The 22,896-nt window shown below is 73.6% G+C and carries 17 protein-coding genes and 1 riboswitch; of the genes, 9 read left to right on the top strand and 8 right to left on the bottom strand.

All coding sequences use genetic code 11. The features are described from left to right. The first annotated feature begins 36 nt into the window (after positions 1-36). The 3 genes from ACSNN8_RS20250 to ACSNN8_RS20240 all read left to right on the top strand — a co-directional run bounded on the left by ACSNN8_RS20250 (position 37) and on the right by ACSNN8_RS20240 (position 5,009). The gene (locus ACSNN8_RS20250) at positions 37-1,239 is read left to right on the top strand and encodes a glycosyl hydrolase (protein WP_436650834.1); all 1,203 of its coding nucleotides are present in this window, start codon (positions 37-39) and stop codon (positions 1,237-1,239) included. Positions 1,240-1,317: 78 nt separating this feature from the next. Next, positions 1,318-1,411: riboswitch (glycine riboswitch) on the top strand. A gap of 234 nt (positions 1,412-1,645) precedes the next feature. Beyond that, the gene (locus ACSNN8_RS20245; protein ID WP_436650833.1) at positions 1,646-2,971 is read left to right on the top strand and encodes an L-serine ammonia-lyase; all 1,326 of its coding nucleotides are present in this window, start codon (positions 1,646-1,648) and stop codon (positions 2,969-2,971) included. Between the two features lie 127 nt (positions 2,972-3,098). Continuing rightward, a complete protein-coding gene (locus ACSNN8_RS20240; protein ID WP_436650832.1) occupies positions 3,099-5,009 on the top strand; it encodes a hypothetical protein in 1,911 nt (636 codons plus the stop codon). A 60-nt stretch (positions 5,010-5,069) separates the two neighbouring features. Here the strand turns inward: ACSNN8_RS20240 and ACSNN8_RS20235 are convergent, their stop codons facing one another. Further along, complete coding sequence (locus ACSNN8_RS20235; RefSeq protein ID WP_436650831.1) at positions 5,070-7,607, bottom strand: hypothetical protein; 2,538 nt, start codon at positions 7,605-7,607, stop codon at positions 5,070-5,072. Between the two features lie 266 nt (positions 7,608-7,873). Between ACSNN8_RS20235 and ACSNN8_RS20230 the strand changes: the two genes are divergently transcribed. Continuing rightward, entirely contained in the window at positions 7,874-8,419 is a 546-nt protein-coding gene (locus ACSNN8_RS20230; RefSeq protein WP_436650830.1) for a hypothetical protein, read from the top strand. A 7-nt stretch (positions 8,420-8,426) separates the two neighbouring features. On the opposite strand, the gene ACSNN8_RS20225 is transcribed toward ACSNN8_RS20230, so the two are convergent. Continuing rightward, positions 8,427-9,137 carry an anti-sigma factor family protein gene (locus ACSNN8_RS20225; protein ID WP_436650829.1) on the bottom strand — a complete coding sequence of 237 codons (711 nt, stop codon included), beginning with the start codon at positions 9,135-9,137 and terminating at the stop codon, positions 8,427-8,429. Then, positions 9,134-10,099 carry a DUF1996 domain-containing protein gene (locus ACSNN8_RS20220; RefSeq protein ID WP_436650828.1) on the bottom strand — a complete coding sequence of 322 codons (966 nt, stop codon included), beginning with the start codon at positions 10,097-10,099 and terminating at the stop codon, positions 9,134-9,136. Before ACSNN8_RS20220 ends, ACSNN8_RS20225 begins: the two co-directional genes overlap by 4 nt. A gap of 351 nt (positions 10,100-10,450) precedes the next feature. On the opposite strand from ACSNN8_RS20220, the gene ACSNN8_RS20215 reads away from it, so the two are divergent. From ACSNN8_RS20215 to ACSNN8_RS20205, 3 genes are all read left to right on the top strand, one after another. Beyond that, complete coding sequence (locus ACSNN8_RS20215) at positions 10,451-11,467, top strand: arabinan endo-1,5-alpha-L-arabinosidase (protein WP_436650827.1); 1,017 nt, start codon at positions 10,451-10,453, stop codon at positions 11,465-11,467. A 56-nt stretch (positions 11,468-11,523) separates the two neighbouring features. Further along, positions 11,524-12,363: a helix-turn-helix domain-containing protein gene (locus ACSNN8_RS20210; protein WP_436650826.1), complete on the top strand. Its 840-nt coding sequence runs from the start codon at positions 11,524-11,526 to the stop codon at positions 12,361-12,363. Between the two features lie 65 nt (positions 12,364-12,428). Next, positions 12,429-13,058 (top strand): dihydrofolate reductase family protein, encoded by a 630-nt coding sequence (locus ACSNN8_RS20205; RefSeq protein ID WP_436650825.1) that lies wholly within the window; start codon positions 12,429-12,431, stop codon positions 13,056-13,058. Here ACSNN8_RS20205 and ACSNN8_RS20200 read toward each other — a convergent pair. Both ACSNN8_RS20200 and ACSNN8_RS20195 read right to left on the bottom strand, forming a co-directional pair. After that, positions 13,004-14,416, bottom strand: coding sequence for an alpha/beta fold hydrolase (locus tag ACSNN8_RS20200; RefSeq protein ID WP_436650824.1), 1,413 nt, complete (start codon positions 14,414-14,416; stop codon positions 13,004-13,006). The genes ACSNN8_RS20205 and ACSNN8_RS20200 overlap by 55 nt on opposite strands. 90 nt (positions 14,417-14,506) lie before the next feature. Next, positions 14,507-16,123, bottom strand: a complete 1,617-nt coding sequence (locus ACSNN8_RS20195) for a glycoside hydrolase family 13 protein (RefSeq protein ID WP_436650823.1) — start codon at positions 16,121-16,123, stop codon at positions 14,507-14,509. 109 nt (positions 16,124-16,232) lie between these two features. Between ACSNN8_RS20195 and ACSNN8_RS20190 the strand changes: the two genes are divergently transcribed. Beyond that, positions 16,233-17,699, top strand: coding sequence for an ATP-binding protein (locus tag ACSNN8_RS20190; RefSeq protein WP_436650822.1), 1,467 nt, complete (start codon positions 16,233-16,235; stop codon positions 17,697-17,699). Positions 17,700-17,705: 6 nt separating this feature from the next. Here ACSNN8_RS20190 and ACSNN8_RS20185 read toward each other — a convergent pair whose 3' ends face one another. Then, positions 17,706-18,482 (bottom strand): SDR family NAD(P)-dependent oxidoreductase, encoded by a 777-nt coding sequence (locus ACSNN8_RS20185; RefSeq protein WP_436650821.1) that lies wholly within the window; start codon positions 18,480-18,482, stop codon positions 17,706-17,708. 86 nt (positions 18,483-18,568) lie between these two features. Between ACSNN8_RS20185 and ACSNN8_RS20180 the strand changes: the two genes are divergently transcribed. Continuing rightward, positions 18,569-19,417, top strand: a complete 849-nt coding sequence (locus ACSNN8_RS20180) for a helix-turn-helix transcriptional regulator (protein WP_436650820.1) — start codon at positions 18,569-18,571, stop codon at positions 19,415-19,417. Here ACSNN8_RS20180 and ACSNN8_RS20175 read toward each other — a convergent pair. Then, positions 19,405-20,625 (bottom strand): MFS transporter, encoded by a 1,221-nt coding sequence (locus ACSNN8_RS20175; protein WP_436650819.1) that lies wholly within the window; start codon positions 20,623-20,625, stop codon positions 19,405-19,407. The two genes, ACSNN8_RS20180 and ACSNN8_RS20175, sit on opposite strands and share 13 nt — an antisense overlap. Positions 20,626-20,683: 58 nt before the next feature. Next, complete coding sequence (locus ACSNN8_RS20170) at positions 20,684-22,876, bottom strand: putative bifunctional diguanylate cyclase/phosphodiesterase (protein WP_436650818.1); 2,193 nt, start codon at positions 22,874-22,876, stop codon at positions 20,684-20,686. Positions 22,877-22,896 lie beyond the last annotated feature (20 nt).

Below are 22,896 nucleotides of genomic sequence, written 5' to 3'. Positions count from 1 at the left end.
CTTGTCATCCCCGATCCCCCTGGGAGGAGTCTGCTCGTGAGAATCGACAGACGTAAATGTGCGGCGGCGCTGGTCGCCGCGCTCGCCGGAGCGGGCGCAGTGGCGCTGTCCACCGAGCCCGCCTCGGCCGCCGACTGCGGCTACCTGTTCGACGACTTCCACTACGCCTCGTCGGCCGACCCCGCGCTGACCGCCAACGGCTGGACGCCGCGCAGCTACCAGGGCGGCCCCGGCGTGCCCGGCGCAAACTGGTCGCCGAACAACATCACGTTCCCCACCAGCGGCGGCCAGAAGGTGCTGCAGCTGACCGCCTCGACCGACGGCACCGGCGCGGGCACCAACCACGCCGAGCTCTACTCCACGCAGAAGCGCTACCTCGAGGGCACGTACGCCAGCCGGGTGCGCTTCACCGACACGCCGGTCAGCGGCAACGACGGCGACCACATCAACCAGACGTTCTTCACGATCAGCCCGCTCAACGGCGACCTCGACCCCACCTACAGCGAGCTGGACATCTCCGAGTACCTGCCCAACGGCGGCTGGGGCGAGACCGGGCCGATCAACTACCAGACGACCTGGTACACGTACCGCAACGAGCCCTGGTACGCCGACAACGTGCACTCCGAGCAGCGGCGCTCGCTGGACGGCTGGCACGACCTGGTCGCGCAGGTCGCCAACGGGCACGTCGTCTACTACATCGACGGCGTGCAGGTCGGCGACCACTCGGGCAAGTTCTACCCGCGCCAGACCATGACGATCAACTGGAACCTGTGGTTCATCGACACGGCGGCGCACACGGGCGGCCTCTCGACGTACGTGGAGCAGGTCGACTGGGTGCTGTTCGCCAAGAACCAGGTGCTCTCGCCGTCGCAGGTGACCTCGCAGGCCTCCGGCTACCGGTCCGGCGGCAGCACGTTCGTCGACACGGTGGCCTCCACGGGCGGCTGCTCCACGCCGACGAACCCGCCGACGACACCGCCCACCACCCCACCCACCACCACCCCGCCGACGTCGCCGCCGATCACGCCGCCGCCCGGCACCGGCTGCTCCGACGCGCCGGCCTGGTCGTTCGGCCAGGTCTACACCGGCGGCAGCCTGGTCAAGCACGAGAAGAGCAGGTACGGCGACCCGAACGGCCCGAAGTCGGGGGAGGGCGTGCACCTGTGGCGGGCCCGCTACTGGACCCAGGGCTCGGAGCCGGGCTGGACCGAGCAGTGGCAGGACCTGGGCCGCTGCTGATTCACTGGGAGGAAGCGGGGCGGTCACGTCCCGCTTCCTCGCGGGCGCTACCTTGCCTGTGACAACTCCATATCGCCGCAGGCCGCCGCGGGAGAGCCCCCCGTTCGCCGGGGGCGCCGAAGGAGCAACTTCTCCCTCAGAATCTCTCAGGCACCCGTACCGCAGTGGCCGCGCAACTCTGGAAAGCCGGGGAGTCCCTGACCCCGCGCCCAAGGTGCAAGCCGCCCCTTTCCCGGCGGCGAAGCTCTCAGGCCCCATGACAGAGCGAGGGAGGTCCGTGCCGCGTGCTGTGGTTTTCGCAGCTCGCGCGCACAGCTGCCGATCGTCCCCGTGGCCGAGCGCCGCGTGACGCCGTCGGTGACCCGCCCGCCGCCCGCACGTCGTCTGTCGCTGAGGAGCCTCACCCATGGCCGTGTCCGTCTTCGACCTCTTCTCGGTGGGCATCGGCCCGTCCAGCTCCCACACGGTCGGCCCGATGCGCGCCGCCCGCATGTTCGCCGCCCAGCTCGACGACCGCGCCGCGCTGGTGCGCGCCGAGCTGTTCGGCTCGCTCGGCGCCACCGGGCACGGGCACGGCACGCCCAAGGCGGTGCTGCTCGGCCTCGAGGGCGAGGACCCGGAGACCGTCGACGTCGCCACCGCGGACGCCCGGGCCGCCGCCATCCACGGCCGCGGCGCCTTCGCCGGGCCCGGCGGGCGTCCCGTCGGCGTGGACCTGGTGCTGCACCGGCGGCGGACGCTGCCCGAGCACCCCAACGGCATGACCTTCACCGCGTACGCCGCCGACGGCGCGGAGATCCTGCGGAAGACCTACTTCTCCGTGGGCGGCGGGTTCGTCACCGGCGCCCTCGGCGCGCCCCGGCCCGCCCCGGCGCTGACCCACCCGTTCGCCGGCGGCGCCGACCTGCTCGCGCTGACCTCGTCGACCGGGCTGTCGATCTCGCGGATCATGCTCGAGAACGAGACCGCGTGGCGGCCCGCCGACGAGACCCGCGCCGGGCTGCTCAAGATCTGGCACGTCATGCGCGAGTGCGTGGCGGCCGGGCTCGAGGCCGAGGGCGTCCTGCCGGGCGGCCTCAGGGTGCGCCGGCGCGCGGCGGCCACGGCCCGTCAGCTGCGCGCCGCCGGCAGCCCGTCGGAGCACGCGATGGAGTGGCTCACCTCGTACGCCATGGCCGTGAACGAGGAGAACGCCGCCGGCGGCCGGGTCGTCACCGCGCCCACCAACGGCGCGGCCGGCATCATCCCCGCCGTCCTGCACTACTACACGACCTTCGTGCCCGGCGCCGACGACGAGGGCGTGGTCCGCTTCCTGCTCACCGCGGGCGCGATCGGGCTGCTGTTCAAGGAGAACGCCTCGATCAGCGGCGCCGAGGTGGGCTGCCAGGGCGAGGTCGGCTCCGCGTGCGCGATGGCCGCCGCCGGGCTGGCCGAGGTGCTGGGCGGCACCCCCGAGCAGGTGGAGAACGCCGCCGAGATCGGCATGGAGCACAACCTGGGGCTGACCTGCGACCCGGTGGGCGGGCTCGTGCAGATCCCGTGCATCGAGCGCAACGGCATGGCCGCCGTGAAGGCCGTCACCGCGGCCCGCATGGCCCTGCGCGGCGACGGCCGCCACCACGTCAGCCTCGACAAGGTCATCAAGACCATGAAGGAGACCGGGGCCGACATGAAAGTCAAGTACAAGGAGACCGCGCGGGGCGGCCTGGCCGTCAACGTCATCGAATGCTGACCGGAACATGCCCGCGACGCTAGCGGTTCGGCGGGATCCATCGGTGGTCATCCACAAATGACGAGCGCCGTCGGGGTTTGTCCACAGGGGCTTCCCATCGGCGTTCGCTGATGGTTACGTGTGGCGCATGAGACCGAGAGGCGCCTTCGTCGCATTGATGGTCGCCGCACTGGTCGGGGCTTCGGCAACCCCCGCCGGCGCGGCGGCTCCCGCGTACAGATACCAGTTCCTGACGCCCGGCGGTCAGCCCCGGCTGACCGAGACGGTGCCGGTCAACGTGGTCTTCGTCGGCTACGAGCAGGCCCAGGTGGGCAAGCAGGCCTTCACCGGCGGGCTCGCCCGCACGTACGAGCCGGTCGTGCGCTCCCGCCTGTCCTACGACGTGGTGGAGAAGCTCGGCATCACCTACAAATACGACTACCGCGTCAAGTACGCCGACAAGGCGTACGAGGACAGGTTCTTCCAGCAGCTCACCAACCTCGCCAAGCCGGCGCCGCTCACGCAGTACCAGACCGCCTACAACGCCGAGCCCGGCGTCCTCGACATCACCGCCAACCACGCGATCGACGGGCCCAGCGTGGAGAAGTGGCTCGCGTTCCACCCGCCCGCCGGCGTGGACACCCGGCGCAACACGGTCTTCTTCGTCAATTGGTACGGGCGGTCCGACTTCAAGTTCCACGTCTACACCAAGACCGGGGAGCCCGACCCCGACACCGGCTACGACTTCGGCGCCAACCGCGACAGCCGCAAGATGATCGCCTGGGGCGGCACCACGGCCGACGACGAGGAGACCGGCCTGGGCGCCACCCGGCGGGTCTGGTTCCACGACCTGTCCGCCGGCCCCGAGGCGAACACCGCCAACTACGACCTGACCAACCCCGACGTCGACGGCGACGACGTGCCCGACTACCGCATGCCGCCGATCTGGGAGTACGCCGCGAACGGCCACCGCTCGCCCGCGGCGCTCGCCGGCGACCTCGGCCGGATCACCCGCTACGTCGCGCTCAACCTGCTGATGACGACCTCGCCGCTCTACCCCGTCGAGCTGCCCACGGCCGAGCCGCCACGCTCGATCAACATCGACAGCAACACGTACGAGGGCTGGGAGGGGGTCGACGCCTCCGCGCGGTACATCAAGCCGCAGCTGGTCGTCGACGAGCTGTCCGAGCTGCGCTGGCGCAACAAGCTCGACTTCGACAACCAGGACTTCGCGTTCGACGCCAAGAACGAGCAGTGCTACGTCGGCTTCATCCAGGGCGAGACCTGCTATCCCGAGAGCGGGCTGCCCTCCGACGCCAACCTGTTCCTCTACAACCGCGACAACCTCGCCCGCACCAAGGACGACGGCGACCGCGTCGACTACGAGCTGCCCGTCTTCAACTACGCCGTGGGCCCCGAGGTCGAGCCCAACCTGCTCGGCTTCGCCGACGACGACTGGGCGACCGGCGACCAGTCGTACGTCTTCACCTTCATCTCGCCCGGCATCGTCGAGCGCGGCTACGGCCTGACCACCACGCAGATCCACGAGGTCGGCCACCACCTGGGCATGTCGCATCCGCACGACGGCTACGACAGCGAGACCGGCGTCGACTACGGCCCCAGCGGCGACACGTTCTACGCCTGGGTCGGCGACGAGAACAACACGATGATGAGCTACATCGACGTCAACTGGGACTTCTCGCAGTTCGACCGGGACAACAGCGACCGCTTCCTGACGGCCGCCTACTGGGAGGCCGCGAACCGCCTGGCCGCGACCATCCCGACCGGCAAGGCCCGCGCCGAGCTGGCCGCCGCCGACGTGCTGCTGGGCCTGGCCAAGGCCGCGTTCGCCAAGCACGAGTACCGGGCGGCCTACGCCCTCGCCGACGCCGCCTACGGCAAGGTCGTCGCCGGCGCCAGGAAGGCCGGGGTCGACCCGTCCTCGGCCGCCAAGGCCATGGCCGCCGAGGCGACCGACGCCCGCAAGAACGCCGACGTCCACAGCCCGCACGAGTTCATCGACACGCTGAGCCCGGAGAGCCCGCGCTCCCAGCCGTGATCCCGGGGCCGCCGCACCCCGCCCGGGGTGCGGCGGCCCTCCCGGAGGCTGTGTGAGGAGTCAGTTGCCACCACCGGCGTCGGCGCTCATCACGGTGAAGGTGGGCAGGGTGGCAACCCCGGAGTACGCGCGATCGGCCGTCGTGAACGAGCCGTCACGGGCGATGTGGTAGACGCGTTGCCGACCGACCCGGTCGGTGACGTAGAGCCCGTTGATCCGCCAGAGACCGGTGGCCATGCCCCGGCGCACGGTGCCGACCAGCTCCCACACCCCGTCCGGGCCGGGCGGCCCGACGGCATCGAGCCGGCTCTGCCCCGCGACGGTGCCCGCGCCGCCGGCGCCGTCGGTACGGATGTCGGCCCACACCTGAGCCACGCCGCTGAGATCGTCCGCGGCCCGGACCCGCAGGCGTACGGTCCGGTCGGCGCCGTTGTCGATCACGGTGTCGCCGACGTACTCGCCGTAGGTCATGTCCGCCGTGGGCGGCAGCTGATCGGACTGTCCGGTGACGGTCAGCGAGGGCAGCCAGGCGCCGCCGGTGGCGCGGGCGGTGCCGACGTGACCCACCCGGTCGGTCGCATCGACCCGGTCGACGGTCCAGGTGCCGGCCGGAAGGTAGGCCGGCAGCACCCCGGTCAGCTCCCAGACCCCACCGGTCGGCGTCCCGGACAGCAGCGCGCGCGAGCGCAACGTGACCGCGGGAGTGGTCGATCCCTCGCCGTACAGTGTGGCGGTCAGGCGGACCACGCCGCTGAGGTCGTCGGCCGCCGGCAGGTGCACCGTCAGCGTCCGGTCGGCGCTGTTGTCCAGGACCGTCCCGGTGGCCCAGGAGCCCGCGGCGACGTCCACGGCAGGAGCGGCGACGTCCGACACTCCGCTGACCATGAGCGGCGGAAACGCGAGGGTGCCGCGCTCGGCGGTCGCGCCCTGCAGGGTGTTCATCGTGGTGTAAGCGCCGTCCGGCGCCACGGTGTACCGCGTGTAATGGTTCGCCCAGTCCTGCAGGTAGACCTCCTGCAGGGTCCACGCTCCCACCGCGGTGCCGGCCGGGACGCTCGCTCGCATCTCGAAGACGCCGTCGTCGATCCGGCCGCTGACGAGCGTCGCGCTCACCTGACCGCCGGCCGACCGGTACGAGCTCCAGCCGACGGACAGTGCCGGCACAGCGGGATCCGGGCTGCGCAGCTTCACCGTCACGTACATCAGGCCACTGAGGTCGTCGGTGACGTGCGCCCGGGCCCGGACGACAGTGTCGGCGGCGTTGCTCACGGCGGGCTCGGTGCTCCATTGCAGGCTGGCGAAGTCCATGGCAGGCGCGGCGATGTCGGTGCATCGGTCGACGGCGGAGTCCGGGCCGCACGTGTCCGGCAGCGGCGTGGGCGACGGCGACGGCTGGGCCGGCGGCGCGACCGCGGAGGGATCGACGACAGGGCCGGACGGCGACCCGGTCGGCGGCAGCGAGGCGACCGGCGGCGTCCCCACCGCCGGGGTGAGCGATGGTGATGGCGTGACCGGCGGGGTGGCTGATGGCGTGACGGATGGCGTGGCCGCGATGTCGGTGGGCGGCGGGGGGTCGACGAGCGCCGGCGACGGTGTGGCGGTCACGGACACCGCGGGCGCCGGTGTCGTGGGCGGCGGCACGGTGGTGGCCGGGTCCGCGGGCGTGCCTGGCGGCGTGACCGCCGGCTCCGGCGTGGGGCCCGGAGCACCGGAACACCTGCCCAGGCACCTGTCCGAGCCGCCTCGGTCGGTCACGCGATCCTCGCCGCTCGCCAGCAGCTGATCGTTGCCGGCTCCACCGCTGAGCGTGTCGTTGCCGGCTCCGCCGCTGACCGTGTCGCTGCCGGCGCCACCGTTGAGCGAGTCGTTGCCGAGCCCGCCGGCGAGCTTGTCGTCACCCGACCCGCCGGCGAGCCGGTCGTTCCCCGCGCCCCCGTCGGCGGCGTCGTTGCCGGCGCCGCCGCTGAGCGTGTCATCGCCGGCTCCACCGCTGAGGGTGTCGTTGCCGGCGCCACCGAGAATGATGTTGGCAGTGGCGGAGCCGAGCAGGACGTCGTTGCCGGCGCCGCCGACGAGGTTCTCCACCCCGGCGCCGATCCGGTCGTTCTCGCCGGGAGCACCGGCGCCGGCGCGGCCCGACAGGGTCACGGTCACCGCGGCGGTGTGGTCGGTGTATGAGACCGTGTCGGCACCCGGGCCGCCCGTGAGCTGATCGGCGCCCGCCCCGCCGACCAGCACGTCGCTGCCGGGGCCGCCGGTCAGCACGTCGGCGGCCGCACCACCGATCAGCGTGTCGGCTCCGCCGGCGCCGACGAGCACGTCGACGCCCGACCCGCCGTCGAGAACCACGTTGCTCGCCGCGCCGACGAGGGTGTCGTCACCGGCCAGGCCGCAGACCACGTCGCGGGCATGGGTGGCGCGCAGCCGATCGTTGCCCTTGGTGCCGATGACGGTGCACGCTTTGCCGTTCGACGCGGCGGGCGTGGCAGCCGTCGCCGCCGGCGCCCCCAGCGTCGTGAGGCATGCCAGAACCACTACCGCCAGGCCGGCGCGACCATGCCGGCCGAGGCCGCGGGCCGCCCGCATCACCAGGGTCATGTCGCCAGCCTGCGCCGGCTCGCGCGGCCGGGTCGGCAGTATCGGCAAACCGGCCGGGGGTCGATGGTCCGAGCCGGGGGCGCTTCCTACGAGGCGATGCGGCCTTGCAGCCCTTTCCGGGCGTGATGGCGGTGCGGTCCCAGCGGGCCTTTGCGAGGTCCTGTCACATATCCGCCTCGCCGCCGGGGCACCGGAGAACGCTTCCATCGGGCATGATCAGCGGGCTCCAGCACGTGCACCAGGACAGGGGAACGTTGAGCCGACGAATGACCTCGCGCCGGGTGGCGTTGACCGCCGCCTTCGTGGCCCTCGCCGCCGGGGGGACCGCCGCCTGCGACGCCGGCGCCGACGACGACCCGTACGACTTGTCCGACACGACCACCTACAGCGCCGACGGCGTCGTCGACTCCGACGCGGTGCCGGCCCTCGACGATCCGTCCGTCGACGACGAGGACTCGACCGACGAAGAATCGACCGACGGGGAGCCGGCCGACGAGGAGCCGATCGGCGACGGGCCGACCGACGAGGTGTTCTACTGCGCCGACCAGGACGGGCAGATCGTCGACGAGGAGTTCTGCGACGTCGACGAGGACGACGAGACGTACTTCCTCTGGCATTCCCCCGTCTACCTGCGCGGGCTGACGCCGGGCGAGTTCCTGGACGGCGGGGACGCCTTCCCGGCCGGCGACCGCGACGCCCGGCGCGCGTTCAAGCTGCCGGCCACCGGCAAGGTGACCAACGGCGTGGTCAAGACGAACGTGGTGGGTCGCGGCAGCGTGGGCGGCGGCGTCAGCGGCACCTCGGGCGGCTGACGCGGCGTCAGACGGCGACCTCGGCGAACCGCTTGCCGGCGGTGTTGACGACGCGGACGGCCCGCACGTTCGCGGGGGCGATCAGGGCGCTGCCGTTGAGGGTGGTGCCGGCTTGCTCGCCGTTGGGCGGGACGACCCAGCTGCCGGCCTGCGCCACCGAGCCGTCGCGGCCGACGACCTCCAGCACGCAGCGCTCCCCGGCCGGGATGCCGGCGACGGCGGCGGTGACCCGCACCCAGCCGGACGCCGGGGCGACCGCGACGGTCATCCGGGCGCCGGTGGTTGGGTCGACCCCGGTGCCGGTCCGGGTGCCGGGGACGACCGTCGGCTCGGTGCTCGGCGCGGGCGCGGGCGCGGGTTGGGCGAGCGGGGCCTCGGGAGCGGACGCGCGACCGGCGAGCACGCCGCCGCCGATCAGCGCCACGAGCACGACCGCGGCCGCCGCGGAGACCAGGCCCGTACGGCGTCTGCTCCGCCCGGCCGACTCCGCGCGCACCTCGCGCAGCGTGCGCTGCAGCAGCAGGTCGCCGCCGTCGGGCGGGCCCTCGAGCAGCATGACGTCGGGGACCGCCTGCAGCCGGGCCGTCCAGTCGCGCAGCGAGCCGACCTCCTCGCGGCACTCCGCGCAGCCGGCCAGGTGCTCGTCGACCTGCTGCCGCGCCTCGGGCGTGAGGTCGTCGAGCAGGTAGCCGGCGAGGTCGGCGTGCCCGCCGGTCACGACGAGCCGCCGTTCTCGCAGGAGCGGCCCTCGTTGAGGCAGGCGACCACCCGGTTCATCACCTTCTGCGGCATGAGGTTGACCAGGAACCCGTGGTCGGTGGCGGGGTCGTTGCGCTGCCCGTCGAACGCGTCGATCCGGTAGCGGACGCCGGGCGGCACGGCGTACGTCATGGTGATCCGCAGCCGGGGGACCGCGAACGTGCCCACCGGGCAGCCGCCGCCGCGGGCCGGGAAGACGACCTGCTGGCGGTGGTCGGGGCTGTCCAGGCGGCGGCCGTCCCAGCAGCTCGGGAACTCGAAGATCCGCACCACCGCGGCGCCGTCGCCGCAGAGCGGGTACTTCGACGTGCGCCGGTCGGGCGTGTCCGAGCAGCTCCACCAGACGCGCGCGTTCCGGCCGCCGTTGGTGTGGGCGTACGCGTCGCCGACCGCGGCCCGCAGCAGCCGCGGCATGGGCAGCACCCGGCCGCGGGGGTTCCCGAGGTACGTCATGGTCACCGCCGTCGGCACCAGCGCCGGCCCGCCGTGCCCGCCCTCGTCCGCGCCGCCCGTGCGCAGCACCGGCCAGTAGTAGGTGGAGGCGTCGCCGTTGGTGCAGGTTGTCGGTTTTCCGACAAGGCTGTCGACGGTCGAGTCGTCCTGCACGCCGAGGTTGCCGATGTAGTCGTGCACGTGGTGCGCCGGCCCCGGCCGACCGGGCGTGACCACGATGTTCGCGGTGTTGCGGTGCCCGCGCTCGTTGCGGCCGCAGTCCCAGGTGTACGACCCCGTGGACGCGCCCCTGACCGCCGGCTCCGCGGCCGGCACCGCCTCGGCGCCCCTCATGGAGGCAGTGTAGAACTCGTCCGCCCGCCCCGGGCGCAGCGTGATCCCGGCGGCCACCACCCCCACGACCAGCACGAACTCGAGAGCGACCGCGAGCGGCCCCATCCCGCGCCGCCCCGGCCGAGCCATCGACATACCTCGACGATACCTACAACCGGGCGGCGAGCCTGTCCCCCTCGACGCCCGGCTCGCACCCTCGGGGAGGGGGTCGGCTGGTCCCGTCCGTGGACCGGAGGGTGTCGGTCAAGCTGCCGGACTGACGCGCCTGCGCCGGCGCGTCAGCCACCTTCTCCGCATTCCCCGGCGGCGCGGAACGACGGATCCGGCTTACATCCGAACCAACTCAAGGACGGACCCATCCCCAAAGCTTCGCGTCCGTTGGGCCCGCACTGCTTTGACATTCATTCAGTGAACGTTAACATCGATGAAAGACGATGGCAGCGCGAATCGTGGGCGGGTTGCCGAGCCGAGGTCGAGGGAGAACCGATGTCCACCACCAGAGGCCTGATCCGCCACGCCCTGCTCGCCTGCGCCGTCGTGGCGGCGGGGGTCGTCGCGGTCGATGCGCGGGCGGCGACGACCGTCCCGGCGCCGCTGGCCACGCCGACCGTCGCGCCGCCGTCGTACCCGAACCCGGGTGTGGTCACGGGGGCCACCGGCACGCACGACCCGGCGATGGTCAAGACGCCGGCGGGTGGCTACCTCCTGGCGCAGACGGGCAACGACATCCCGCTGACGACCTCGGCCGACCGTACGGCCTTCCGCGCGGCGGGCACGGTGTTCCCGAACGGCGCGCCGTGGACCACGACGTACACGGGCGGCAGCCGCAACCTGTGGGCGCCCGACATCTCGTACCGCAACGGGCAGTACTACCTGTACTACTCGGCCTCGACCTTCGGCTCGAACCGCTCGGCGATCTTCCTGGCGACCAGCCCCACCGGCGCGTCGGGCACGTGGACGAACCGCGGTCTGGTGATCGAGTCGAGGACGACCGACACCTTCAACGCGATCGACCCGAACCTGCTGGTCGACGACGCGGGCCGGTGGTGGCTGAGCTTCGGCTCGTTCTGGTCGGGCATCAAGCAGGTGGCGCTCGACCCGTCGACCGGCAAGCGCTCGGACTCGGCGATCCGCGGCATCGCCGGGCGTGGCGGCGGAGCCATCGAGGCGCCGTTCCTGGTGAAGCACGGCGCCCACTACTACCTGTGGGTGTCGTTCGACCGCTGCTGCCAGGGCGCCGCCAGCACGTACCGGATCATGGTGGGCCGCTCGACCAGCCCGACCGGCCCGTTCACCGACCGCAACGGCGTCGCGCTGACCGCGGGCGGCGGCACCCAGGTGCTGGCCGGGCACGGCAGCATCCACGGCCCCGGCCACCAGGCCGTGCTGCCCGACACCGACGCCGACGTGCTCGTCTACCACTACTACGCCGACAACGGCGCCTCCCGCCTGGGCATCAACCTGCTCGGCTACGACGCCGCCGGGTGGCCGTTCGTCTACTGAGCGGCGGCCGGGACCGGGCGCGGAACGCCGCAGGAGCCGTCGGCGATGATGTCGGCGTGGAGTATGTGTCCAGGGTGCCCGGTCCGCCGCTGGACGGGCTGATCGACGACCTCTACTACCTGGAGGGCGTCCCGCCGTACTCCCGGTTGCTGCTGCCGGCGGCGCCCGCGCCGTTGCTCGTCGTCAACCTCGGGGAGCCGTTCCGCATCCGCGCGGGCACCGACGGGGACGCCGCGGAGTACCCCGACGGCTGCGCGGTCGCCACGCCCACGCGGGCGTGGGAGTTCGGTTACCCGGTCCCGACCCGGTCCGTGGGCGCCCACTTCAAGCCGTGGGGCCTGGCGCCGTTGATTCCGATGCCCGCGGCCGAGTTGTGCGACCGGCCCGCGACGGTGGAGCAGATCTGGGGCCGGCCCGCCGTCGCCGCACTGAGGCACCGGCTGACCTCGGCGGAGGCGCCGCACGACATGCTGATGGTGCTCGAGGAGGAGCTGGCGCGGCGGCTGCGGGCGATCGACGGTCTCGACCTGGTCCGCGAGATGGCCACCGCCGTCGCGGCGACCGGCGGGGCGGCGCCGATCGGCGAGATCGGTCTGGCGGCCCGCGCCAGCAGCACGTACCTGGCTAAGCGGTTCAAGGCCGTCGTCGGTGTCACGCCGAAACGGCTGGCCCGCAGCTACCGCTTCACCTTCACCGTGCTGGCGCTCGACGTCGCCGCGCCGATCGACTGGGGAGCCGTCGCGGCCGGCGCGGGCTACTTCGACCAGGCGCACTTCGTGCGCGAGTTCCGGGAGTTCACCGGGCTGACGCCGACCCGGTACGCCGAGGTCCGGCGGCGGTTCCTGCGCGATCATCCCGGCCACGTCCTGGACGGCTGGCCGCTCCCTGCCGATTGATTTCGTACAAGAGCGCCGGCTCGCGCCGCACCAGACTCGGGGGCCGGAGATCAGAGGGGGAAGCCGTGGGGAAAGTGGTCATGAACGCGTCGGTCTCGGTGGACGGCTTCATCGCCGACGAGAACGACGATCCCGGTCCGATCTTCGAGTGGCTGGTGAGCGGCGACGTGCCGTTGGACGGCGGTGGCGTGCTGAAGGTGTCGCAGGCCTCGTTCGACTACGTCCGGCCGTACTGGGACGAGATCGGCGTGACCGTCGCCGGCCGGCACGCCTTCGACATCACCGACGGCTGGGACGGGACGCCGCCGAGCGGGATCGACCACGTGGTCGTGGTGAGTCACCGTGGTGCGCCCGAGGGCTGGGACCCCCGGGCGCCGTTCCACTTCGTCGACGGCGTCGAGGCGGCCGTGGCCAAGGCGCGGGAGCTCGCGGGTGACCGCACCGTCGAGTTCGCTGCCGGCGACGTCGGCGGCCAGGCGCTCGCCGCGGGTCTGGTCGACGAGGTGCGCATGGACGTCGCCCCCGTCGTGCTCGGGTCCGGCAAGCGTTACTTCGGCTCCGTCGACGCGCAGCACCTGCTGGACGGCCCGGACGTCGTCGTCCAGGGCAACCGGGTGCTCCACCTGCGCTACCGGGTGCGTCAGGCCGCGGGGCAGCGCGCTCCCGGCGGCGGCACGACCAAGTCGATCAGGTAGCGGTCCACCGCGGCGGTTGTGCAGGGCGTGGCGCCGTACGCGCCGTGGCCGGAGCCCTCGTAGGTCACGAGCCTGCCGTGCCGGCCGAGCTGGGCTGCGACGCCGGCGGCCCACACGTGGCCGGTGCGGACGTCGTGGACGGCGTTGAGCAGCAGCAACGGGGTGCGGGTGCGGACCTGCAGCCGGTGCGGCGGGTTCGCCACGGGGGAGGGCCAGCCCAGGCAGGCGCGGATCGCGAGCAGGCCGGCGCCGTACCGGACGTCGGGGGCGGCGGCCCGGGCGGTGCGCACCAGATCGGCGTACTGCCGGAAGTCGCGCACGTCCGCGGGCCAGTCGGCGCAGAAGACCGACGGCACGGGGACCGGCAGGCGGAGCTGCGGGACCGTGCCCTCGGAAAGGCTCTTGATGTCCTCGGCGAGGCCGGCGCGGTCGGGCGCGGCGAGCCGGACGATCGGCAGCGCGGCGATCTCGAAGGCGGTGTGCGGCCGGTACTCGCCCGCGTCGGCGCGCCGCAGCACGTCGTTCCAGACGGCGCGGACGTCGTCGCCGTGCAGCACGCACTCCGTCGAGGCGGCGCACCAGGAGACGAACTCGTCGAACCCGTCCTGCAGCGCGGAGGCCTGCGTACGGACGAAGCCGCGCACGTCGAGGCTGTGGTCGAAGACGCTCTTCAGCACGATCGCCCGCACGCGGCCGGGGTAGCGCTCGGCGTACTGCTGGCCGAGCAGGGTGCCGTACGAGCTGCCGTGGAACGTGAGCTGCCGCAGGCCCAGCGCCGCGCGCAGCGCGTCGAGGTCGCGCACCGCGCTGTCCGTGCCGGCGTGGTCCCACACCGGGCTGGTCACGCGGCAGGCGTCCCACGCCGCCCGGTTCGCCGCGGTCACCTCGTCGAAGTCCGCCTGGCTGGTCAGCAGCCCCGGGTCCGACAGCGACAGCGGGCAGGACGGCCCGCCGCTGCGCGCCACGCCGCGCGGGTCGAAGCTCACCGTGTCGAACCGGTCGAGGATCTCCTTGCTGAACCGGTTGCCGCGCCGGATGCGCTCGACCCCGGAGTCGCCCGGCCCGCCCGGCCCGAACACCAGCGTGCCCGGCTTCCCCACGGGGTCGCGCGCGGGGCGCCGGGCGACCGTCAGCTCGAAGGTCGCGCCGTGCGGCCGCGACCAGTCGACCGGCAGGCGCAGCTTGCCGCAGCGCACCACCGGGTCGACGGGCACGCCGGGCGCGTCGTCGGCGCAGGCCGTCCAGGTGATCGGCGGGACCCGGGCCGGTGCGGAGGCGGAACTCGGCGGGTTCGCCGCCAGCGCGAACCCGGTCGTGATCGCGGTCAGGGAGGCGACGAGGCTGCTGCGACGGATCATGCGGTCCATCGTCGGCAGTCGCCGGCCCGAGGCGGCATGGGGTGAAGCCCTGAGAAGCTCCCCATCTTGCGCGCCCCGGGCCGCTCGCGGTCAGCCGTGCGTCCACACGGCGGTGTCCGGGGCCAGCGTCAGCGTGCCGCCGGCCGGATCCGTCACGTCGGGCGACGAGGCGAGCAGCAGCCGGTGGGCGGGCACCTCGACGGCCGCCGAGCCCATGTTGATCCAGCAGGTGACCGGCGCCGGGTCGTCGTGGCGGGCGAGCAGGTCGACCCGGATCACGTCGCCCGTGCGGGTGACCGATGCCAGGCCGGAGCCGAGCGCGGGGTGCAGCGACCGCAGCGCGATCGCCCGGCGGTAGAGGCTGAGCGTGGACCCGGGGTCGGTTGCCTGCAGGTCGGCGGCGTGGCGGGCCCACTCGGCGGGTACCGGCAGCCACGGCTCGGCGCTGCCCGCGGGCGAGAAGCCCAGCCCGGGGGCGAGCGCCTCCCACGGCATCGGGATGCGGCAGCCGTCGCGGCCGGCCCGCTTGCCGCCGGAGCGAAGGAAGATCGGGTCGCGGCGGTCGGCGTCGGGCACGTCGGCCTCGGGCAGGCCGAGCTCCTCGCCGGCGTACAGGTACGCCGAGCCGGGCAGCGCCAGCATGAGCAGCGCCGCGGCGCGGGCGCGGCGCAGGCTGCCGTAACGGGTGACCTGGCGGGCCTTGTCGTGGTTGCCGAGCACCCAGGGGGCCGGCGCGCCGACCCGGTCGAAGGCGGCGAGCGCCTCGCCGATCGTGTCGGCGAACGCCCGCGCGTCCCAGTCGCTCTTGAGCAGCCGGAACTGGAACGCGTGGTGCAGCTCGTCGGGGCGGGCGTAGCGGCCCACCTCGTCGAGGTCGGCCAGCGACACCTCGCCGACCAGCATCTTCCCGCCCTCGTACGAGTCGCCGACCGCCCGCCAGCGCCGCCACACGTCGTGCACCTGAGGCTGGTTGGTGGTCATGGCCTGCTCGGGCCCGTGCCCGAACAGCGTGGGGGAGTAGATGCCCGGGTTGTCGCGGTACTCGGGGTCCTTGAACAGCCCGTACGCGACGTCCACGCGGAAGCCGTCCACGCCCAGGTCGAACCAGAACCGCAGCGTACGGTCGAAGTCGTCGGCCACCTGCGGGTCCGCCCAGTTGAGGTCGGGCTGCTGCGGGGTGAACAGGTGCAGGTACCAGCGCCCGTCCGGCGTCCGCGACCACGCGGACCCGCCGAACATCGACTGCCAGTTGTTGGGCGGGTTCTCCGACGCCGGCCGGAAGTGGTAGCGCGCCGCCTCGGGGCTGTCCGGGTCGGCCAGCGCCCGCCGGAACCAGGGGTGCCGGTCGCTGGTGTGGTTGGGCACGATGTCGAGCAGGACCCGCAGGCCCAGCGCGTGCGCGTCCTCGACCAGCGCGCGGACGTCGGCGACCGTGCCGTAGTCCGGGTCCACCGCGGTGTAGTCGATCACGTCGTAGCCGCCGTCGGCGCCGCCCGACACGTAGTGCGGGGTCACCCAGACCGCGTCCACGCCCAGCTCGGCCAGGTACGGCAGCCGCGACCGCAGCCCGGCGAAGTCGCCCACGCCGTCGCCGTTGCCGTCGGCGAACGACCGCAGGTAGACCTGGTAGACCACCGCGTCGCGCCACCACGCGTCGCGGGCGCCGCGCTGCGCGAGCCGGGTGTCCTCGATCGGCTGAGCTGTCATGCCGGCACCGATCGGCCGGGCCGCCGGGCGGCTGCGGGATCGCACCGAACGGCAACTGCTGTGCGCCCGTGTCACTCTTGGTGTCAGTGCCACCGCTGGGAGGTAAGAGATGACCGACCCCTTCGCGCGTCCGCGCGGCGAGACGTTCGAGTACGCGGGCGCGACGGTCGAGCTGGTCGACGTCGCCACCGTGCTGGCCGCGGCCCGCGTCAACCCCGTCGACCTGCTGCGCCGCTCGTCGTGGCCGGCGCCCGTGCAGCGCGTCGACCTGACCGTGTCGAGCGCGGACCGCCCCGGCGGGCCGGTGCACACGTTCGCCGCCGCGATCAGCACCGCCGAGGAGCCGCTGTCCTCCGAGCGCATCCGCAAGCTGGTGCTCGGCAACGACCCCGTCGGGCTGCTGCTGGCCAAGCGCATCGAGGCCGGTGACCCGATCGCCACCCGCATCGTCGACGGGGTCGGCGCGGCGGCCGCGGCGGCGTACAAGAAGCTGGGTCTGGACCGTCCGGCGCAGCCGGCCGCCGGCCGGGAGCCGGGCACGCTCGCGGACGCCGTGGTGGGGTTGCAGGCCGAGATGACCTACGACGAGACCGGTACGGTCGTGCGGCTGCACGCCGAGGTGCCCCGCGACGAGGTGACCGCCGCCCACCTGCAGGCGTTCGCCGGGCTGACGCTGCAGGCCGTCCTCGAGCTCGCCGGGCCCGACTCGCTCACCGGGCGGCGCTTCGTGCTCAGCCGCGAGACGCTGTCGAAGACGCCGCCCACCACCCAGACCGTCACGCTCGACATGGTGGGCGGGCTCGCCGACGTGGTGTCCGAGCTGCGCCAGATCGCCGTGTCGTTCCGCCACCCCGAGGCGATGGCCCGGTGGGGCGCGCGCCGGCCGCAGGGCATCCTCATGTACGGGCCGCCCGGCACCGGCAAGACGATGCTGTCGCGGGCGCTGTCCAACGAGATCGGCGCCGACTTCCGCGAGATCCGTACGCCCGAGATCCTCGACAAGTGGCTGGGCGGCTCCGAGCGCAACATCAAGCAGATCTTCCGCGACGCCCGCCGCTACCGCGTGCCCACGCTCATGCTGTTCGACGAGTTCGACTCGATCATCAGCTACGCCGGGGCCGGCGGCGACGCGGCCAGCCAGGCGATCAACGCGGTGGCCGGCATCTTCAAGCAGGAGATGAACGACCTCATCGAGGCCAACCCCAACGTGATCGTGGTGGCGACGACGAACTTCCCGCACCGGGTGGACGACTCGCTGATCCGCTCCGGCCGGTTCGACGTCAAGATCAGCGTCCCGAAGCCGGACGACGCGTCGCGCGCCGAGATCTTCCGCAAGATGATCCGCGGCCTGATCGCGGCGCACGAGGCGCCCGGTTTCCGGATGTTCGCCGACGACCTCGACCTGCAGGCGCTGGCCGCCGCCAGCCACGGCATGACCGGCGCCGACATCAAGGAGGTGCTGCGCCGCGTGCAGCTCTCCAAGGCGATGCAGGACGCCCGCACCGGCGGCCGGGTCGACCCGATCGGCCAGGAGGAGCTGCTGGCCAGCATCCGCGAGCTGCTCGGCCAGCACTAGAGCGCGTCAGGCGCCGGCGCCCCCGTCCACCGGGAGGAGGGCGCCGGTGACCATCGAGGCGCGGTCGCTGAGCAGCCACGCCGCCGCCTCGGCGACCTCGTGCGGCTCGGCCATCCGGCCGAGCGGGATGGACGCGTCGATGTTCGCCTTGATGCCGGGGCTGGCCGCCTCCCACTGCTCGATCATCTCGGTGGCGGTCCCGCCGGGTGTCAGGCCGTTGACCCGGATGCCGTGCGGGCCCCAGGTGACCGCGGCGGTCTCGGTGAGGCTGTTCAACGCGCGCTTCATCGCCCCGTACGCGGGCAGGGCCACGTTGGCCCGCCGGCTGCCGATGCTCGACGTGTTCACGATGGCCCCGCCGCCGCCCCGGCGCATGAGCGCTGCCTCGGCGTTCATGGCCGTCCAGTGCGCCCGGAAGTTCACCGCGAACTGCCGGTCGACGTCCTCGTCGCTGGTGGTGTCGAGCGGGCCGGGCTGCTGGATGACCGCGCCGTTGTTGAATGCTCCGTCGAGCCGCCCGTGCAGCCGGTCGGCCCGCTCGACGGCCGCACGAATGCTCGCCGGGTCGGCCAGGTCGAGGGCCACCGCGTCGGCGGCACCGCCCGCGGCCCGGATGTCGGCGGCGAGGCGGTCGAGCGCGCCGGTGCTGCGGGCGGCGAGGACGACGGCAGCCCCTTCGCGGGCGAACAGGCGGGCCGCCGCCGCGCCGATGCCGCGGCTGGCCCCGGTGATGAGGACGACCTTGCCGGTGAGCAGGCCGGTGGTGGTGGTGGTGTCAGTCATGCCGACAACGGTGCGGCCGCCCGGGACCCGCAGGCAGGCACAGGCTGTACCAGGATCGGCACTGCCGCCGCGGGCATACTCGACGCATGCAGAAGCAGGAGCTCGGGGCGTTCCTCCGCAGCCGCCGGGAGAGGCTCGCGCCCGGGGACGTGGGCCTGCCGTCCGGTCCGCGGCGCCGCACCCCGGGGTTGCGGCGCGAGGAGGTGGCCGTCCTCGCGCAGATCTCCACCGAGTACTACGTCCGGCTGGAACAGGGACGCGCGCCGCGCCCGTCGGCCCCCGTGCTGGCCGGGATAGCGGCCGCGCTCCGGCTCACCGCCGCGGAGTCCGACCACCTGCACGTCCTGGCCGGCACGGCTCCCGTCCGCACCGGGCGGCACCGGCGCGACGTCCGCCCGAGCATCCTCGCGCTGCTCGAACGGCTCCCGCAGACGGCCGGGTTCGTGGTCTCGGCCGCGTTCGAGGTGCTCGCGTGGAACGATCTCGCCGCCGCGCTGCTCGACGACTTCGCCCACGGGGAGCGGAACCTGGCGCGCAAGGCGTTCCTCGACCCGGACCCCCGGCTGTACGGGGTGAGCGACGTGGCGGAGTTCCGGCACCACGTCGTGACGGAGCTGCGTGCCTCGCTCGCCCGCTACCCGTCCGATCCCGCGGTCACCGGCCTGGTCGAGGAGCTGCGGGACGGCAGCGCCGAGTTCGCGCGGCTGTGGGAGCGCCACGACGTCCAGGCGGCATCGATGCTGACCAAGACATTCCGGCACCCGGTCGTCGGGGACATCACGGTCGACTGCGACACGCTGGCGCTCACCGACCGCGACCAGCATCTCGTGCTCTATACCGCGCCGCCCGGCTCACCGGACGCCGAGGCGCTGGCGCTGCTGGCCGTGCTGGGCACGTCGTTCCGGCCGCTCGGCACGGGAGGTCATCGAGGCTGAACGCGCTCGGGGACGCGGAGCTCGCGCCACGGCAGCAGGGCCGAGCTGGCCAGCACCCCGAGCCCGCACACCAGCAGGGCGGCGCGCACGCTGGTCACGGCCGCCAGCGCGCCGCCCAGGGCGATGCAGATCGGCTGTACGGTCCGCGACGTGATCGACCAGCAGGCGATCACGCGGGAGAGGTAGCCGTCCTCGGTCTCGGTCATGCGGTAGGACGCGAACGCGGGGTTGAAGACGCCGGTGAGGAACAGCGCGAGGAACTCCACCACCATCATGACGACCAGGCCGGTGACGCCGCCGGGCAGGAAGGCGAGCAGCCACAGCCACAGCGCGCGCCCGACCCCCGAGGCGAGCAGCACGCGGCGCCGGCCGAAGCGGTCGGTGAGCGGCCGCAGCGCCAGCGCGCCGAGCACCCCGCCCGCGCACGCGACGCCCCAGGCCAGCCCGTACTGCCAGGGCGCGAAGCCGAGGTCGCGCAGCATCAGGACGGTGAGCAGCGGGGAGGCGGCCATCATCGGGCCGGCGAAGACCTGCGCGTTGAGGAACAGCGGGCGCAGGCCGCGGTGCGCCGCGAGGTAGCGCCAGCCGCCGGCGATCTCGCACAGCCGCGAGCCGGTCCCCGCGCGTACGGGAGGGTCCGGCTCGGGAGTCCGCAGGGACCGCACCCCCAGGGCCGACAGCAGGAAGCTCACCGCGTCGGCCCCGATCGTCCACGCGACGCCCAGCACCGAGGTGAGCGCGCCGCCGATCGCCGGGCCGGCGCTGTACGCCGTCCAGAACGTCGCCTCGAACCGCCCGTTCGCCGCGTCCCGGTCGCCCGGCCCGACCAGCGCCTTGAGGTGCGCGCCGCTCGCCGACGCGAACAGGATCGCGCCGACCGCCTGCACCACCGCCACGACGCAGAGCTGGGCGTAGCCGAGCACCCCGGCGAGCATCGCCACCGGCACGCTGCCGACCGCGGCGAAGCGCGCCAGGTCGGCGCCCACCATCACGGGCCGTTTGCGGCGGAACTCGACGAACGGGCCGGCGGGCAGCGCGAGCACGGCCGCGGCCAGCCCGCCGCACGCGGCCAGCAGCGACACCTGGAACTCCGGCACGTCGAGCACGAGGACCGCGACCAGCGGCAACGCGCCGAACCCGACGCCGGTGCCGAACTCGCTGATCGCGTACGCCGACCACAGCCGGCGGAAGTCGGAGCCGAGCGCCACCCGGGCACCCTACCGGCGCCGGCCGCGAAGCAGGCGCCGACGCGGCGGGAAGGAAGCCCTACCGGGCGGGCACCCCGGCGCCGCGGAAGTCCGGCTGCGGCACGGGCCGGCCGAAGTGGTAGCCCTGCGCCAGCCGGTAGCCCAGCGCGTACAGCGAGGCGGCCTGCTCGGCGGTCTCCACGCCCTCGGCCACCGCGGTCAGCCCGAGGCCGTCGCTGACCTGGATCAGCGCGGTGGCGATGACCGCGTGCCGCCCGGCCATGGCCAGGTTGTCGACGAACGACTTGTCCACCTTGAGCACGTCGACCGGCACGGTCTGCAGCAGGCCCAGCGAGGAATGCCCGGTGCCGAAGTCGTCGAGCGCCACCTGGACGCCCAGCTCGTGCAGCTCCTCGACGGCGCGCACGGCCGCCCCGCCGCCGAACACCGCGGTCTCGGTGACCTCGACGATCAGCTCGCCGGGCGCCATGCCGGCGGCCGCCAGCGCGTCGGCCACCACCGCGGCGAAGCCGGGCTCGGCGAGCTGGCGGGCCGAGACGTTGACGCTGATCCGCTCGGGGCCGGCGCCGGCGGCGTGCCAGGCGCGGAACTGCGCGCACGCGGTCCGCAGGATCCACTCGCCCAGCTCGACGATCAGGCCGTTGCGCTCGGCGACCGGCACGAACTCGGCCGGGCTGACCGGACCGCGCCCGGGGTGGTTCCAGCGCAGCAGCGCCTCCACGTAGCGCAGGCCGCCGCCGGGCAGCTCGACGATCGGCTGGTAGACGAGGTGGAACTGCCCGGCGTCAAGCGCGGCGCGCATCTCGGCGCCCAGCCGGGCCTCCTCACCCGCCCGCTCGTCGAGGCCGGCGTCGTAGCGCCGGAAGCGGGCCTGCCCGGCCTTGGCGGCGTACATCGCCACGTCGGCGCGGCGCAGCACCTCGACCGGGTCGGCGCCGCCGGCGATGCCGATCGCCGCGCCGACCAGCAGCTCGTGGCCCGCCACCTCGAACGGCCGGCCCAGCGCCGCGGCGAGCCGGGCGACGACCGCGTCGCCGCGCGCGGGGGTCGCGTCGTCGAGCAGCACGGCGAACTCGTCGCCGCCCATCCGGGCCAGCAGGCCCTCGCCGGGCAGCTCGGCGCCGAGCCGGTCGGCGACGGCGATCAGCAGGCGGTCGCCGACGGCGTGGCCGTGCCGGTCGTTGACCTGCTTGAAGCCGTTGAGGTCGAGCAGGCACACCTGCGGCGAGCCGGTCGCGGCGGCCGCGGCCAGCCGGCGCTCGAAGCGGCGGCGGTTGGCCAGCCCGGTGAGGTCGTCGCGCAGGGCGAGGTCCTCCAGCTGGGCGGACTGCTGCTGGGTGCGGCGCACGAAGCCGCCGAGCCGGGTCACCACGAGCAGGAACAGCACGACCGCGCCCGTGCCGATCGCCCCCCAGTCGATCCGCTCGCCGCGGGCGCCCTGCAGGAACAGCACCGCGGGCACCAGCATCGTGCAGGCGCCCAGCACGACCAGGCGGCCGTGGCCGAACCGGGCCCGCTCGCCGGTCGAGTGCCCGATCCGCGCCATCGAGGGGTGCAGGGCCGCGCTCGCCCAGAGCACGTACGCGAGCATGAAGCCCGCGTTGGTGGCGCTGCTCGAGTCGCCGGAGAACGCCTGGCCGAGGCTCCACACCGTGTCGCTGGCGAAGTTGGCCGAGCAGCCCGCCGCGAGCAGCCACAGCGCGGGCGGCCGCGGGCCGGGCCGGCTGAGCAGGCGGACCACCACCGCGCACAGGAGCACGTCGCAGCTCGGGTAGCCGACCGTGACGAGCCGCTCGACCAGCGGGATGCCCAGGTCGCCCAGCGTCGGCTCGATGACGAACACCCAGTAGACGAGCCCGACGGCGGTGGCGACCACGGCGGCGTCGATCAGGCCGGCCCGGTTGCGGTGGGTGCGGTCCCGCGCGATCCGCAGCAGACCCGTGACGAGCAGCGGGTACGCCGTGAAGTAGATCGCGTCGTCCCAGTACGGGTACGGGTGGAAGCCGAGGAGGTGCCCGCTCACCTCGTACACGACGTCGGCGCTGACGTACGTGACGAAGCCGGCCGCGAAGATCCACCAGGCCCGCGCGGCGGCGGGCCGGCGGCGCCGGACGCCGGCCACCACGGCCAGCGACGACAGCACGCCGACGCCGTTGTAGACCACGCTGGAGGCGACGTGCTCGTACGGGATCAGCAGGTAGCCGGCGCAGACCAGCGCCCCCGCCACCATCCAGCTCCACCACGCGCGCATCACCTTGCGGATCGGCCACC

It is taken from the genome of Actinoplanes sp. URMC 104, from assembly GCF_051386375.1.
Lineage (GTDB): Bacteria > Actinomycetota > Actinomycetes > Mycobacteriales > Micromonosporaceae > Actinoplanes.
Note: the sequence above shows the minus strand (reverse complement) of the source record. Positions and strands in the feature narration are given on the sequence as shown.